Origin of the sequence: Kitasatospora mediocidica KCTC 9733 (assembly GCF_000744225.1) — a bacterium.
In the GTDB taxonomy this organism is placed as follows: Bacteria; Actinomycetota; Actinomycetes; order Streptomycetales; family Streptomycetaceae; genus Kitasatospora; species Kitasatospora mediocidica.
The window spans coordinates 651,900-666,059 of the sequence record NZ_JQLN01000006.1 but is presented as its reverse complement, the minus strand read 5'-3'; the positions used below and the strand labels follow the sequence as shown (position 1 = coordinate 666,059).

Sequence of the window (14,160 nt, the reverse complement as noted above, 5' to 3'; positions counted from 1 at the left end):
GTCGGCGGTGATTTATCAGATGAGCTGCGGCCGTCGGATGCGTAGGCTCAGGGCCGTGGCTGATGAGATACAGAAGATCGTGACGGGGCTGCCGGACCTGAAGGACGTCACCGGCGTGCGGGCAGTGGCCGAGGGCCGGGTCGCGCAGGGGGATGCCGCCTTTGCCGCGGACCTTGGCATCGCGCTCGCCAGGACGTACGGCACCGGGGGGCAGGTGTGGCAGTACCGAAGCGTCTTCGACCTTCTGCTTCGACTGTTGAGCACCACCGCCGGTCCCGGGAATGTCACCGAGGCGCTGCGGATGATCTCCTCGGATGAAGTCACCAGCAGGAAACTGGATCGCTACACGGCTTCGTTGCTGGCATCCAGCCACGAGGCGGCCGACCTGGCTGCGGCGTTCACCGGACGCACTTCGGAGGAGCTTCGGGCCTGCCTGGTCCATGAGCTGGTTCTCCGGGGCGTGGACGTCCAGGACACGCCGGGGATCACGGGTTGGGCGACGTCGCCGCATTGGAGCCATCACCCGCTGAGGTGGCTGCCGCTGGCTCTGTCCGACCTGGAGGGAACTGCGGTTCTGCCGAGCCACAGCATCCGTGGCAGCAGCCACTCGCTGCCGTACGGACGGCCGAAGAGCGGCGAACTGGCTGTGATCGCGGACGCGCGCGTCCCGTCGGCGGAGGAGACGACCACACAGGCCGCTGCCACGGCGATGGCCAAGGCCGTCGCGAACTGGGCCGAAGAGTCCAACGGGCGCATCGAGGCGCGCGTGTTCGGCCTCGCCGAACCTCTGGACGCCGAGTCCGTCCCGACCGCGCTCCTGACGCTGGGACTGGAGTGTCTGCACGAAGCGGGGAGGACGACCCCTCCGTCGGTAGCCGTCCTTCCGCCGGCCCAGGCATGGGAGGTGCTGTTCGCGGCGGCGGCGACGGGAGGCGCGTACAACTCCGGTTCCTACGGCGCCTACGGCCGGTTGGCGGCCTGGCGGTCTCTGGCCGCGCTGGCTGGAAGCCCAGAGGGCTCCACCTCCGCTGAGGCCGAAGCACAGGTGCTGGACTGCGCATGGTATGGCTTCGGCACCGACACGCAGTGGTTCGATCAGGTGGCTTGGGACATCGGCCTGGCCGCGCTGTCCCCGGGCCGTCGGCGCCTGGCCGTGCTGGCCGCGACTGATACCGACTGAGGTGCCCGTGGTTCGTTGGGTGGGGAGCTGGGCGAAGTGAACGGTGTCGAGTCCTGCCGTGATCAGCGGTTCTCCAGCGGGTCGGCCTGGCCGAGCAGCTCCGCGAGCGGAGTGCCGGTCCGAGTCGCGACCCTGCGGCGGGCGCGCAGTTGGGCGCGGGTACGGGGACGGAACTTCGGATCACGCCCGCAACCGCACGGCTCGAATCCCTCGTAGCGCAGCCCGGCGCCCAGGACCACCGCGACGACCGACCACGCCTTGCGATTGCTGCGGCGAGGTGCCGCGAAGTCGTGGCCGGCACACAGCAGTGGCCCGGCGCAGCGCGGGCAGGTGTGCCCGGCGTTGCTGGGATGGCGTTTGAAGCTGATCCGGCACGATACGCACGCGTAGTGCAGCTTGTAGTGGACGAAGGCGTAGGTACACACGGACCGACCGTACCGGCGGCGCGTCATCACGGGCCAACAGGTTCCGCCGCCTCAGCCGGTGCCGGTCGGCCGGCACACTCGTGAACCACGTCCTCGGCGTCGCCGTGCAGAACGCCGCGAACGCACGGCTCCTCGTCGAGTGCGGCACGGACCGGGAGACGTGAGACCTGCGCCCCCTTACGGGTGACCTGCGCGCGGCTGTCAGCTCGTGCGCGACGGGTGTGCCTCGACGGGGGCCAGGGCCAGGCGCAGCAGCCTTTCGTCGCGCGGGGATACCAGAATGTCGAACTCCCCGGCGCCCGTGCCGAGTCGAAGGCACGCGTACCGTGCGTGGAGCCGTGTCTTCGGCTCGACGGTTTCGAGAGCGAACGGGGGCTGCAGCTCAGTGGTCTCGCGCGTCCTGCGCTCGCGCCACTGGGGCTGCTGTCCGAGGGTGAGGACGAGGACACCGTTGCGTAGCCGGGCGATCGTGTTCCCCTTACCGATCGATATGCGCTTCTCGCCGCCGATTGTGGTGGTGAGGCACATCATTTCGATGGTGTGGCCGGCCGCGTGGTCGGCCGCGTCCCGCTCGGCCGTGTGGTGGAGGATGCGCAGTCTGGACAGAACTGACATGAGCGGCGACTGGGTGCCGACGGAGAGACGGTGCTTGGTGGTCATGAGGGCCGATCCTGCCATGCCGCCCGGCGGGGAAGGATGACGGGGTCCATGCGCCTGAACGCCGGCTTGTGGTCGGTCGTCGCCGAGGCCTTGGAGCAGGCCGGGACAATGCGGCCGTCCGGCTTCACGCACGAGCTGCTCCTTCTCTGCCAGAGGTCCCGTACGGACCGCGGCGCAACCTCGTAGCGCGCGGTCCGTACGCTGCCACTACGGCAGGTACTGCACCTCGGGGAAGGGCGCGACGGCCCGTCGAGCAGGGCTGACACTCGACCTGATGCGCAGTCAACTCCGGGATGACATCCACGGGTGACTGCGCCGCCGCGAGGGTGCTGGTTACGCTCGCGGGGATCAACATCGTCCAGGCGCCGCCCATGCCCCGGTTGCCGCGTGCGGCCGGCTCCGGACAGGGCACTACAGGGCCGGTTGCCCCCTGGAAGACACTGAGCACAGCACCACTGTCAGTGGCATTCGGCATCATGAGGCATTCGGTCGCGCCGCCGGCACCGACCGCGTCCGTGCCATTCCCCGGGAAGGACATGATGAAGCTTCTCCTCACCGACTCCGGTGTCAAGAACGCGAGCATCCAGGAGGCGCTGGTCGACCTCCTGGGCAAGCCGATCGCCGAGTCCAGCGCCCTCTGCATCCCCACGGCGGGGTACGGGGCGCCGGGCGCCGATCCGGCAGGGCCATGGCGCTTCGTCAGCGGGCGATCCCCCCTCCCCATGACCGATCTGGGGTGGAAGTCGGTGGGCGTGCTGGAGCTCACCGCGCTGCCCAGCATCGACCGGGCACACTGGGTCTCCTGGGTCCGGGCGGCCGACGTCCTGCTGGTCAACGGCGGTGACGCGCTCTACCTGAGTCACTGGATGCGGGAGTCCGGGCTCGCCGAACTCCTGCCATCGCTGCCCGACCTGGTGTACGTGGGACTCAGCGCCGGGAGCATGGTGATGACCCCCCGCATCGGGGAGGACTTCGTGGGCTGGCTGCCGCCCACCGGCGGCGACAGCACGCTGGGCGTGGTGGACTTCTCGATCTTCCCGCACCTGGATCACCCGGCCTGTCCGGAGAACACCATGGCCGACGCAGAACGATGGGCGGCCGGGATCGCCGGTCCGGCCTATGCGATTGACGATCAGACCGCCATCAAGGTGGTCGACGGCACCGTGGAAGTGGTCTCCGAGGGCCACTGGAAGCTGTTCAACGGCGTCGCGTGATCATCGCTACGTCGCTGCTGTCATCCTGCCCGAGCGCCTGCGCATAGCTCGGCCGGGGTCTGCCGTCTCCAGAGTCCTGCGGGGGCGGTTGCCGAGGCGGCCCGCGATCGCACGCGATCGCGGGCAGGTCGTGCTGACAGGGCCTCGGCCACGCTGGAGCGGATCGTGAAAGCGCCGATGGCACCAGTGATTTGTAACAACCGCACCGCCTGGCGGGTAGGAACGGCCAGCCCCTACGTGGACGACAGCGCCATTGACGTCACCGGCGTCCCTTCCGCTATCGGTCAGACCGAGGAGCGTCCGGCCAGACGCCGGCCATGCGTTCGAGGGTTACCCAGAGCTCCTCGGCGTGCGCCCGCATCGACGGCACCGAAGCCGCCCCGGCCTCCTCGGCCGAGAGGAAGGCGTCGATCCCCGTCACGGCGTGCCGCAAGGTGCGACTCGCCTGACTCACCATCTCGGCCTCTGCTCCGTCTCGGTCCGGCTGCCCGAGCTTGGCTTCCAGGAAGGAGGACAACCGCTCCACACCCTCACGGCTCACTCGTTCCACGGCTGATCCTCCTGCTTCGCGCAGCAACACCTCCGACGCGGCCGCTCCCTCAACTGTTGGCCTGTTCGGCTGACATGTCAAGCAATACACGAATTCGATGTCCCCCTTTTGCCTCCGCCCAGAGCCGCTGGATCCCGCACTATCCTGACCAGGTGGACGACAAACCCGCGAGCATGCGCCAGTGGACCTTCCTGACCAACCACGCCCGCGTGCTGGTCCAGATCGCACGTGACCCCGGCGTCCGCGTACGGGACATCGCCGCGAAGTGCATGCTGACCGAACGCGCCGTCCAGCGGATCATCGTCGACCTCGAAGACGCCGGGTATCTCAGCCACGAACGGCGCGGGCGCTCCAACCACTACCACGTCATCGACGGCAAGCAGCTGCGCCACCCGGCCGACAGCGGCCCCACGATCGCCGAACTCCTTGCCGCCCTCCTGCGCTGATCCCCCGTCACCTCCGGCGCGCGCATGGTGACCTGTGCTCTCAGCGACCGCGCGGGCCGGGAAGCCGCCTGGTGAGGATGGGCCGGCCGGCCTCTCGCGATGGCCGAGCTCAGACCTCGGCCGTGGCCGGCTCGTCCGCGGTCGGTGTGGCCCTCTCCATGGGCGGCGCCAGTCGGGTGAAGGCGACGTAGAGCACCAGCGAGGAGGCCAGGCCGACGGCCCAGCCGTAGTCGGCGAGCGGTTGGAGGAAGCCGATCACACCGCCGGTCGGGAAGGGGCCGCCGTAGGAGCCGCCGACGGCCAGCAGGCCGCCGACGACGAAGGCCGCCACTGCCCTCCAGTTCCAGCCTGCGGCGTACCAGTAGCGGCCGCCGGGCGTGTAGAGCTGGCCCACCTCCAGGTGGGTGCGGCGGATGATCCAGTAGTCGGCGATGAGAATTCCGGCGACGGTGCCGAGCAGGCCGCCGACCACGCCGAGCCAGGTGAAGATGTAAATGTGCGGGTCGGCGACGAGCTTCCAGGGGAAGATCACGATGCCGACCACGCAGGCGATCAGCGCGCCGGTACGGAAGCTGATGATCTTCGGCAGCAGGTTGGAGAGGTCGTACGCGGGGCTGACCACGTTGGCGGCGATGTTCACCGACAGGGTGGCGACCAGCACCACCAGCAGTGCGAAGAGGGTGCCCGCCACGCTGTCCATCTTGGCGGCGAGCGCGATCGGGTCCCAGATCGGCGTGCCGTAGACGGCCTGGGAGCCGGAGGTGACCAGGACCGAGAGCAGGGCGAACAGGGTCATCGTGGTGGGCAGACCGAGCGCCTGTCCGCGGATCTGCGCCTTCTGGCTGCCTCCGAAGCGGGTGAAGTCGGGGATGTTGAGCGACAGCGTCGACCAGAAGCCGATCATGCCCATCAGCGACGGGAAGAAGATCTTCCAGAAGCCGCTGCCCCAGCCCAGCTTGGAGGGCTGGTCGAGCAGCGGGCCGAAGCCTCCGGCCTTGACCGCGATCCAGGCGAGCAAGGCCAGCGCGCCGGCGATGACGAAGGGCGCGGCCCAGTTCTCGAACCGGCGCAGCGTCTCCATACCGCGGACGATGATGGCGATCTCCAGCGCCCAGAAGAGCAGGAAGGAGAGCCACTGCGTCCAGGGGAACCCGCCGATCGCCGAGGCGGTCTGCCAGCTGTGGCCGAGGAGCTTGCCCGCGAGCAGGAAGATGCCCTCGCCGCCGATCCAGCTCTGGATCCCGAACCAGGCGCAGGCGACCGCGGCGCGGATCAGCGCGGGGAGGTTGGCGCCGCGCAAGCCGAACGAGGCGCGGGCGAAGACCGGGAAGGGGATGCCGTACTTGGTGCCGGCGTGTCCGGTGAGCAGCATCGGGACCAGCACGATGACGTTGGCCAGGGCGATGGTCAGCACCGCCTGCTTCCAGTCCATGCCGAGCGCCACCAGGCCCGAGGCGAGGGTCCAGGAGGGGATGTTGTGGGCCATGCCAACCCACAGCGCCAGGAAGTTGTACGTGGTCCAGCGTCTGCGATCGACCGGGACCGGTACGAGGTCCTCGTTGGTGAAGCGCGGGTCGGTGAGGGCGACTCCCGCGGCGAGTTCGACTCGTCCGTCGGGATGAACGGTCTGCGCCGCCGTGGGCGGCGGAGTGATTGCGGACATGAACGGCCACCTCGGTTCGCGGGGTCTCGCGTGGGGACGGGACAGAGGCCGGCGGGCGCGGCGCTGGGCCGGGCCGGGCGGTCAGCTCATCGCGGGGATGACGCTGGTGCCGTAGGCGTCGATGGTCGGCTCCACGGCGTCGTGCATGGCGTAGACGGCGAACTGGCGGCCGAGGGTGGCAGGCTGGGTCGCGAACAACGATGCAGAGACCTCCCCGGTGCGAGTCGACGGGTTGGTGACCATCGGGCCGACGACCATCCGCTCGATCAGCAGCGACGCGGGCGGGTCGGTCTGCAGGACGAGGCCGATCTCCACGAAAATCCTCCGGTGGTCCGAGAGTTGGGAAGTTGGAACTTGAGGGAAGGGGTTCAGGTGAGGTAACTGGCAAGTGGCGCGGGTCTTGAACCGGCCGTGACCGGGGCGACGCAGGTAGCTGCCGTCGTCCACGACCACTGTGCCCCGCGACAGCACCATCGATGCCTTGCCGCGCACCCGTAGCCCCTCGTGGCATCGACTAGGCTGCTGCCAGCCCACCGAACCCGTGTCAAAGACCCGAGGTTACGGCCTGCCCTCGCACATTCGGCGTTCTGAGCCCTGCGGAGGATTCATCTGAAGGGAGCTACCCGTGGTCGAGGCGTACGGCGACCGACCGGAGCGCGCCGGCCAGCTGCCGTTCGTCGGCAGAGCTGCCGAAGTCCGGCTGCTGGACTCGGTGTTGGACGGGCTCAAGGACGGCGGACTGGCCATCGTCGACGTCACGGGTGAGGCCGGCATCGGCAAGAGCCGACTGCTGGCGCAGTTCGGCGCGCGGATCCGCAGCCGGGGGATGACCGTGCTCAGCGGGCAGGCCAGCGAGTACGAACAGCACAGCCTGTTCCGGCCGTTCGCCGATGCGTTCGCCGACCTCAGCCCCGCGGTGCTGCGCCGTTTCCCCGCGCTGGCGGAGTTGTCGCCGGCCCTGCGGGGCGTCACCGACACGCCGGCCGCCCCGGGCGGCGGCAACCGGTTCGCGCTGTACCAGGCCACTGCGGCCCTGCTGGGCCGGCTCGGCCCGCACGGGCTCGCCGTGGTACTGGACGACCTGCACTGGGCGGACCCGGCGTCGCTGGAGTTGCTGGATCACCTGGCACGCCATCCCGTGTCCTCTCCACTCCTCCTGGTCGTCTCGCGCCGGGGTCGGCAGACTCCACCCGTGCTGAGCACGTCGCTTGCGCGTGGCGTGGACAGCGGGGTCGCGCTCCGGATCACCCTGGGGCCCCTGCCCGAACGTGACTGCGTCGAGGGCCTGGCCGCAGATCTGCCGCTGCCGCGGGCTTCGGAGCTGTACGCGGCGAGCGACGGCAACCCGCTGTACTTCCTCACCCTCCTCCAGGCCCACCGCGACGCCCGCAAGGCACCAGGACGCTCCTCCCCCGTCGCGGGCCGAGCGGTGTCGGGAGAGCCGGACGGCCTGCCGGTCGGGCTCGGCGCACTGCTGCTGGACGAGTTGGCAGCCCTGAGCCCGCTGGAACGCCGGGTCCTGGAGGCAGCCACCGTCCTGGGAGACCAGAGCACCCCCCGGATGATCGGCGTACTGACCGGGTCCGGCTCCGAGGAGGTCATCCACGCGCTGCGGGGGTTGATGCAGCGCGATCTCCTGCGGCGAGGACACGGCGGACGGCTGGCACTGCGCCATCCGCTGGTCCGGGAGCTCATCCACGAGAACATCGACCCCTGGCTGCGGGAGGACTTCCACCGCCGGGCCTCGGCAGAGATCGCCGCCGCCGGAGCCACCGTCATCGAGCAGGCCTACCATGTCGAGCGGTCGGTGACCTGCTGGGATCCGCAGGCGGCCGATGTCCTCGTCGCGGCCGCCGAGCAGAGCGCCGCGACCGCTCCGGCCGCCTCCGCGCACTGGCTCGGCATCGTCCTGCGGCTGCTGCCGAACGGCTCGGAACACCTCGCCGCACGGCGCGAACTGACGCTCTTCAGAGCCCGCGCACTCGGCGTGAGCGGCGGACTGCAGGAGGGCCGGGACCTCCTGCAGCAGGTGATGGACATGCCGGCCCCGGACCGCTACGACGACATCCGCGCCGCCGCGGCCACGCTGCGCGGCCAGTTGGAGCGGCAGCTCGGGCGCCACCAGGAGGCCGAGGCGATGCTCCGCCGTGAACTGGCCCGCACCCCCGGCCCGTCGGCGTCGCACGCGGTCCGGATCGGCCTGGAACTGTGCTCCTGCGTCCTGTCCGCCGCCCGCTATCCGCGAGCCCGAGCCGACATCAACGAGGTTCTGGCCGCAGCGCGTTCGCTGGGCGACGTGATCGGCGAACTGGGTGCCCTGGCTCGGATCGCCCTGGGCGAGGCCTACGAGGGCGACCTGGGAACGGCCCGCACCGTCGCCGCATCAGCAGCCGCGCTCGCGCGGACCCTGGCCGACTCCGACGTCGCCGAGCTGTGCGAATCGCTGTGCACGCTGGGCTGGACCGAGGCGTTCCTGGAGGACTACTCCGGTGCCGACGGCCATCTGGACCGCGGGCTGGAGATCGCCCGGCGTACCGGACAGGCCTATCTGGTCCCGCAGTTCCTGACCGCGAAGGCCTACATCCATTTCAGCACCTGCCGGATCACCAGCGCGCTGGAACTGGCCGAGGAGGCCGAGCCGATGGCGCGCACGGTGGGCAGTGACGAGCTGCTCGCCTTCACCCTGGCGTTCCAGTCCCAGATCCTGCAGCAGGCCGGCCGACCGGCACCACCGAACGCACTGGCCGTCGCGGAGGAGGCCGCCGCCGCCGCGGGCGGCAACGACCGCTGGTGGGCGACGCTGGCCCAGTGCATGCTCGCCTCCGCCGCGCTCGATGCCGGCGATCCGCACCGGGCAACGGACATCCTGCTGCGGGCCGGCGGCGGAAGCGACCTGCGCCGGCTGCAGCCCACGACGCGCCCCAACTGTCTGGAGATACTCAGCGGCGCCGCCCTCGCCGTCGGCGACACCGACGCAGCCGTGCGCTGGGCTGAGCGTGCCCGCAAGGAGGCGGAGCAACTCGGCCTGCCGGCCCAGCGCGGCGCGGCGCGGCGCAGCCTCGGCCGGATCGCCGCGTATCACGGCGACTCGGCCACGGCAGCCCGGATGTTCACGGCAGCGGCGGAGCAGAGCGTCCGGTCCCGGGCGACGCTCCGCGAAGCACAGTCACTGCTCCTCGCCGCTCCGCACCTGCGGGCGACGGGCGACAGCACCGGTGCGGCCGAGATGTGGCACCGGGGAGCGCGTCTGGCCTCGGAGGGCGGGGCGCACCTGCTCACCGGCCTCGCCGAAAGCATCCAGCCGGTGGTCTTCGCCGCCCCGGCCGAACCGGCGGACGAGCTGGTCTCCCTGACCAGCCGCGAACGGGAGGTGGCCGAACTGGTCGCAGAGGGCCTGACCAGCGCCGCGATCGCCGACAAGCTCGTGCTCAGCCCACGGACCGTCGAATCCCACATCGCCCGGATCTACCGCAAGACCGGCGTCTCCAGTCGCGCTGCGCTGGCCGTCATCGTCAGCCGCAACACCGGGCCGCAACGGGCGTACCCGCAGGTGCGCCGGCCTGCCCCCGAGGTTCCGCTGCCCGCTGACGGTCCCGCAGCCGGCCATCTCTCACCCTTGACGCCGCGGGCCGTGGCCGACACGCCCCGGCTCCTCGGCCGGGACGCCGAACTCGACTCGCTGACCAGGATGTTGGAGGACCTCAAGGCGGGCGTCGGCCGGGCGGTCGTGCTGGTCGGCGAGCCGGGCATCGGAAAGAGTTCCCTGTTGTGGACGGCCTCTGCGCACGCTCGCGCCCAGGGCGTCCCCGTGCTCGCCGCACGCGGCACGCACCCGCCGCTGCCGCCGCTGCCGCCGCCGCTGTCCGCCGGACCGGACATCGTGGACGTCTACGAGCTCGCGGCGCGCGCCGACGACCGCTCCGCCGTCATGGCGGTGGTGGACGACCTGCACGATCTCGCGCCCGAGCGGATCGCCGACGTGGAGCGGCTGTTGGCGGCCACCGTCACGGGTCCGGCGCTGTGTCTGATGGCCTATCGGCAGCGCCGTCTCTCGTCGCCGCTCGCGGCGGTGCTCGCCCGTGCGTCGTCCGCCGGGCTCCTGGAGGTGTGGAACCTCGGACCGCTCTCCCCGGAGCAGGCCCGCGAACTGCTCGGTGACCGGCCGGACCTGGAGGAGCTGCACGGCCTGGCCGGGGGCAACCCGCAGTACCTCAAGGTGCTGGCCGCCGATGGTGGGACGGCGGCCGATGCCGGGACCGCGATCCTCGGCGAACTCGACGGTCTGGACGCCGTGTCACTGACGGTTGTCCAGGTCGCGGCGGTCCTCGGCGATTCGTTCCACCCGGAACTCCTGTCCGCGGTCGCCGACTTGGACCCTTCGGCGGCCATGGCCGCAGTGGACCGGCTGACCCGGCTCGACCTGGTCCGTCCGACCGAGCCCGCGCCGCGGCTGTCACTGCGTCACCGAGCGGTCGCCGACGTCGTCTACGAACGGCTGGAGCCCAGCCGCCGCCTCACCCTGCACCGGCGCGCCGAGGCCGAACTCGCCCGGCGGGCCGCACCGATCGCGGAGCGCGCCTACCACGTCGCACGGGCCGCGGACCCCTGGCGACCCGAACACGCGACGACCCTGATCGCAGCGGCCCGGGGCATGCTCTACTCCGCTCCGGCCGTGGCGACCGGCCATCTGCAGGCCGCCCTGTCGCTGCTGCAGGAAGGCGGGACGCACTGGTACGAGGCGAAGGTCCTGCTGGCGCGGGCCCGGCTGCTGACCGGGGACGCCGCGGAGGCCAAGGCACTGCTCGAAGCGCTGCGTTCGGACATTCCCGGCGGGCCGGCCGACGGGGCACCCGCGCTTGCCGACTCCAGCCGGGTCGAACGGCGGATGGGCCGCTACCCCGAGGCCGGTGCCCTGGCCCGCGCCGGACTCGCCGCGCTGACCGAGGACGACTCGGCCACCGCCGCGGCCCTGTACGCGGAACTGGCCGACCACGCCTACGACGTGCAGGACTACGAGACGTCCCGGCAGCACGCCGAGACCGCCGCCGGGCTCGCCCGTGCGCACCGCGACCCGGTCGGCGAGGTCAACGCCCTGGGCAAGGCCGCACTCGGCCACCTGTTCGCCGGAGACCAGGCCACTGCGCTGGCCACGCTGGCCAGGGCCACCGACATCCTGGACACCGTCCCGGACACGATGCTCGTGGCCTCCCTGGAAGCCGTGCAGCAGGTGGGCCTGACCGAAGGGATGATGGGACGACTGGCCGACTCCGAGCGCCATCTCGCCCGTGGCTCGGACCTGTCCCGGCGCACCGGGCAGACCTACATCCATCCGCATCTGCTGACGTTCCTGGGCAACGCCCGGCTCCGTACGGGGAACCTCTCCGGCGCACTGTCCACGCTGGACGAAGCCGACCGGGACGTCGGACGGATCCGCGACCCCGCGGGCGAGGCGATCCTGATGATGCTGCGGGCCGAGGCACTGCTCTGGCGCGCCGGCCCCGGTGACCTGGCGGAGGCGACCGCCGCGGCCGAACGCGCCAGGGCAGCCGCCGACAGCAGGCCGACCGCGTGGGCGGTCTCGGTCCGCTGCTTCCATGCCGAATTCGTCCTGCTCACCGGTGACCCGGCCGGCGCCGGCTGGCAGTTGCTGGACGTGGCGGGCGGGGAGGAGCTGCCGAGGCTCACCGCCTGGCGCCGGCCCCGCTGGTGCGACCTGCTGGCGCACGCGGCAGCCACGAGCGGTGGCCCGGCCTCCGTCGAGCGCTGGGCGCGGCTGGCCGAGGAGAGCGTCGCCCAGCTGCCGTCCGTGGGCCGCCAGGGCTTCGCCCTGCGGGCCCGGCTGCGGGCGCACGCGGTGTACGGGGACACCGACAGCGCCCTGAGCTGCGCCCAGGACGCCATCGCGGACTTCGCCGACGCCGGTGATCGCATCGAACTGGTCCGCACCCTGCTCACGGCGGCGACGGTGTCGCTGGACGCGGGGCGGACCGACGCGGTGGGCGGCTGGCTGCGGCGGGCCGCGGTGCTGGCCGACCAGTGCGGTTCGGCGCGCCTGGCCGCCGATGCCGCCGGCCTGCTGGCGCGACTGGCCGCCGGTACCCGGGAGTCCCGGTAGGCGCTCGCCCGCGCAGGACGCGACGGTGGCCCGGCGGCGACGCGGCCGAGCCGGGTGCTGCTGCTGCGTAGGTGATTGCCGTGATCCTACGGATGCCGGCCGCCCCCGCGACCGGAAAGGATCACCGCAAGCGAAGAACTCGACCCGGCCCATTGGCCCTGCCCGCCCCGCACGCTGCCGGGCGGGCACGTCGAGGACATCAGCGCTCTGCTTTCGAGCAGCAGAACGACAACGGACACTTTGGAGGCTTCGCATGGGCCTGGCGGAACGCCGCAGCGTCGAGCGGTTCAAGAACGACGACTACCCGGGCTGGAAGTCCCGGATCGACGCGGCGGCAGGGTTCGATGTGCCGATCGAGGTGGATTGGCAGGAGCTGGCCGTCCCCGACTACGCCGACAGCTACGCCGAGTATTTCCCACAGGTGTACTTCCAGCCGCTGGTGGACGCGTTCAGCGCGGTCGGGGCCGACGACATGGGCAAGGACGCGCTCCGCGAGGGGGTCTCGAAGGTCGTCGTCAGGAACACGGGTGAGTACTTCAGCCCGACCGGGATCACCTTCACCGACGGCGTGCTGACGTTCGACCACAAGTCGGACACCAACACCCACCACGTCGAGGAGCGGACCAAGCACATCCAGGAGATCCTCGAAGCCGGGCTCTGACCCCGAACACGCTGTGCGGGTCCGCCGGTTCACCGGCGGACCCGCACGGCGTGTCAGCACGACGGCGGGGCGGCGGTGCTCTCCCGTACGACCAGCCGGGTGGGGACGAGGGTGGTGCCCTGCTCCGCGGTCTGGTTGCGGATCTGCTGCAGCACGCCTTCGACGCAGCGCCGGCCGACATCCGCGAAGTCCTGGTGGACGGTGGTCAGCGGGGGGATGAAGTCGCGGGCTTCGGCGATGTCGTCGAATCCCACCACGCTGATGTCCTGGGGAACGCGTCTGCCGTGTTCGTGGAACGCGCGCAGCAGGCCGAGGGCCATCTGGTCGTTGGCGGCGAAGACGGCGGTGCAGTCGGGATCAGCCGCCAGCAGCAGCCCGGCGCGGTAGCCGGACTCCGCCGACCAGTCGCCCCGCACGATGGGCGGCACGGTGCGGCCCGCGTCCTCGAGTACGGCACGCCACGCGTCCGTCCGACGCTGGGCCGCGAACGAGTCGGCCGGCCCCGCGAGGTGCCGGACGGTGTCGTGACCCAGGTCGACGAGGTGCTGGACGGCCAGGCGAGCGCCTTCGCTCTGGTCGGTGTCGACCACGCTGTACCGCTGGCCCGCGTCGGAGTCGGCGACGACCACCTGGATGTGCGGTGGCAGCGAGATGGTGGCGGCGTCGAGGAGGTGGACCTCCATGATCACGATGATGCCGTCCACGGCGAGCTCGCCGAGCCTGGTGAAGGCCCCGTGCACGCCGGTCTGGGTGGGGACGGCCACCGGCATGAGCGTGATGGCGTAGCCCTCCCTCGCGGCGGCATGGGTGATCGCCTCCAGCGTTCGGACGTTGCCGGTCGTCGAGAGGGTGAACAGGATGACTCCCAGGGTCCGGAACTCGCCGGCCTTCAGAGCGCGCGCAGCGCTGTTGGGGCGGTAGCCCAGCTCCTTCATGGCGGCCAGGACCCGCTGGCGCGTCTCCTCGACGACGCCCGTGCTGCCGTTCGAAACGCGGGAGACGGTCTGCGAGGAGACACCGGCCAGACGTGCGACGTCGGCCATGGAAGCACCCCGCTGTCGTGTGCGTCCGCGTGTCGCACCCTCTGCGGCAGCCGCGCCGTCACCGGCTTCCGCTGACGACGTCAAAGCCCTTGCCCTGCCCACGTATCCCCTTCCTGGTGGTGCCCGCCGCCGACACGGATCGGAAACCACGGCTTCCTCTTGACGCTTCTCGGGCGGCGGTGCCAACATCACGGTAATCCAAT

10 protein-coding genes and 1 pseudogene are annotated in these 14,160 nt (G+C 71.1%); 5 read left to right on the top strand and 6 right to left on the bottom strand.

Annotated features, from left to right (window positions below):
* The first annotated feature begins 55 nt into the window (after positions 1–55).
* Positions 56–1,180 (top strand): DUF6183 family protein, encoded by a 1,125-nt coding sequence (locus BS80_RS29275; protein WP_035804256.1) that lies wholly within the window; start codon positions 56–58, stop codon positions 1,178–1,180.
* A 62-nt stretch (positions 1,181–1,242) separates the two neighbouring features.
* Here the strand turns inward: BS80_RS29275 and BS80_RS29270 are convergent, their stop codons facing one another.
* Positions 1,243–1,605, bottom strand: coding sequence for a hypothetical protein (locus BS80_RS29270; protein WP_198045648.1), 363 nt, complete (start codon positions 1,603–1,605; stop codon positions 1,243–1,245).
* A 201-nt stretch (positions 1,606–1,806) separates the two neighbouring features.
* Positions 1,807–2,265 (bottom strand): hypothetical protein, encoded by a 459-nt coding sequence (locus BS80_RS38200; protein ID WP_051967344.1) that lies wholly within the window; start codon positions 2,263–2,265, stop codon positions 1,807–1,809.
* A 539-nt stretch (positions 2,266–2,804) separates the two neighbouring features.
* Between BS80_RS38200 and BS80_RS29260 the strand changes: the two genes are divergently transcribed.
* Entirely contained in the window at positions 2,805–3,479 is a 675-nt protein-coding gene (locus BS80_RS29260; RefSeq protein WP_035803696.1) for a Type 1 glutamine amidotransferase-like domain-containing protein, read from the top strand.
* A gap of 277 nt (positions 3,480–3,756) precedes the next feature.
* Here the strand turns inward: BS80_RS29260 and BS80_RS29255 are convergent, their stop codons facing one another.
* Complete coding sequence (locus BS80_RS29255) at positions 3,757–4,029, bottom strand: hypothetical protein (protein ID WP_157536664.1); 273 nt, start codon at positions 4,027–4,029, stop codon at positions 3,757–3,759.
* 173 nt (positions 4,030–4,202) lie between these two features.
* Between BS80_RS29255 and BS80_RS29250 the strand changes: the two genes are divergently transcribed.
* Entirely contained in the window at positions 4,203–4,475 is a 273-nt protein-coding gene (locus tag BS80_RS29250) for a helix-turn-helix transcriptional regulator (protein ID WP_035804251.1), read from the top strand.
* Positions 4,476–4,584: 109 nt separating this feature from the next.
* Here the strand turns inward: BS80_RS29250 and BS80_RS29245 are convergent, their stop codons facing one another.
* Both BS80_RS29245 and BS80_RS42100 read right to left on the bottom strand, forming a co-directional pair.
* Complete coding sequence (locus BS80_RS29245; RefSeq protein ID WP_051967343.1) at positions 4,585–6,138, bottom strand: NCS1 family nucleobase:cation symporter-1; 1,554 nt, start codon at positions 6,136–6,138, stop codon at positions 4,585–4,587.
* Between the two features lie 186 nt (positions 6,139–6,324).
* Positions 6,325–6,453: pseudogene (locus BS80_RS42100) on the bottom strand (TIGR03842 family LLM class F420-dependent oxidoreductase); the annotation flags it as partial.
* Positions 6,454–6,763: 310 nt separating this feature from the next.
* On the opposite strand from BS80_RS42100, the gene BS80_RS38690 reads away from it, so the two are divergent.
* Positions 6,764–12,253, top strand: a complete 5,490-nt coding sequence (locus tag BS80_RS38690; RefSeq protein WP_063772100.1) for an AAA family ATPase — start codon at positions 6,764–6,766, stop codon at positions 12,251–12,253.
* 253 nt (positions 12,254–12,506) lie between these two features.
* Entirely contained in the window at positions 12,507–12,914 is a 408-nt protein-coding gene (locus BS80_RS29230) for a hypothetical protein (protein ID WP_035803690.1), read from the top strand.
* Between the two features lie 53 nt (positions 12,915–12,967).
* Here the strand turns inward: BS80_RS29230 and BS80_RS29225 are convergent, their stop codons facing one another.
* Positions 12,968–13,957, bottom strand: a complete 990-nt coding sequence (locus BS80_RS29225) for a LacI family DNA-binding transcriptional regulator (protein ID WP_035803688.1) — start codon at positions 13,955–13,957, stop codon at positions 12,968–12,970.
* Between the last annotated feature and the right edge of the window lie 203 nt (positions 13,958–14,160).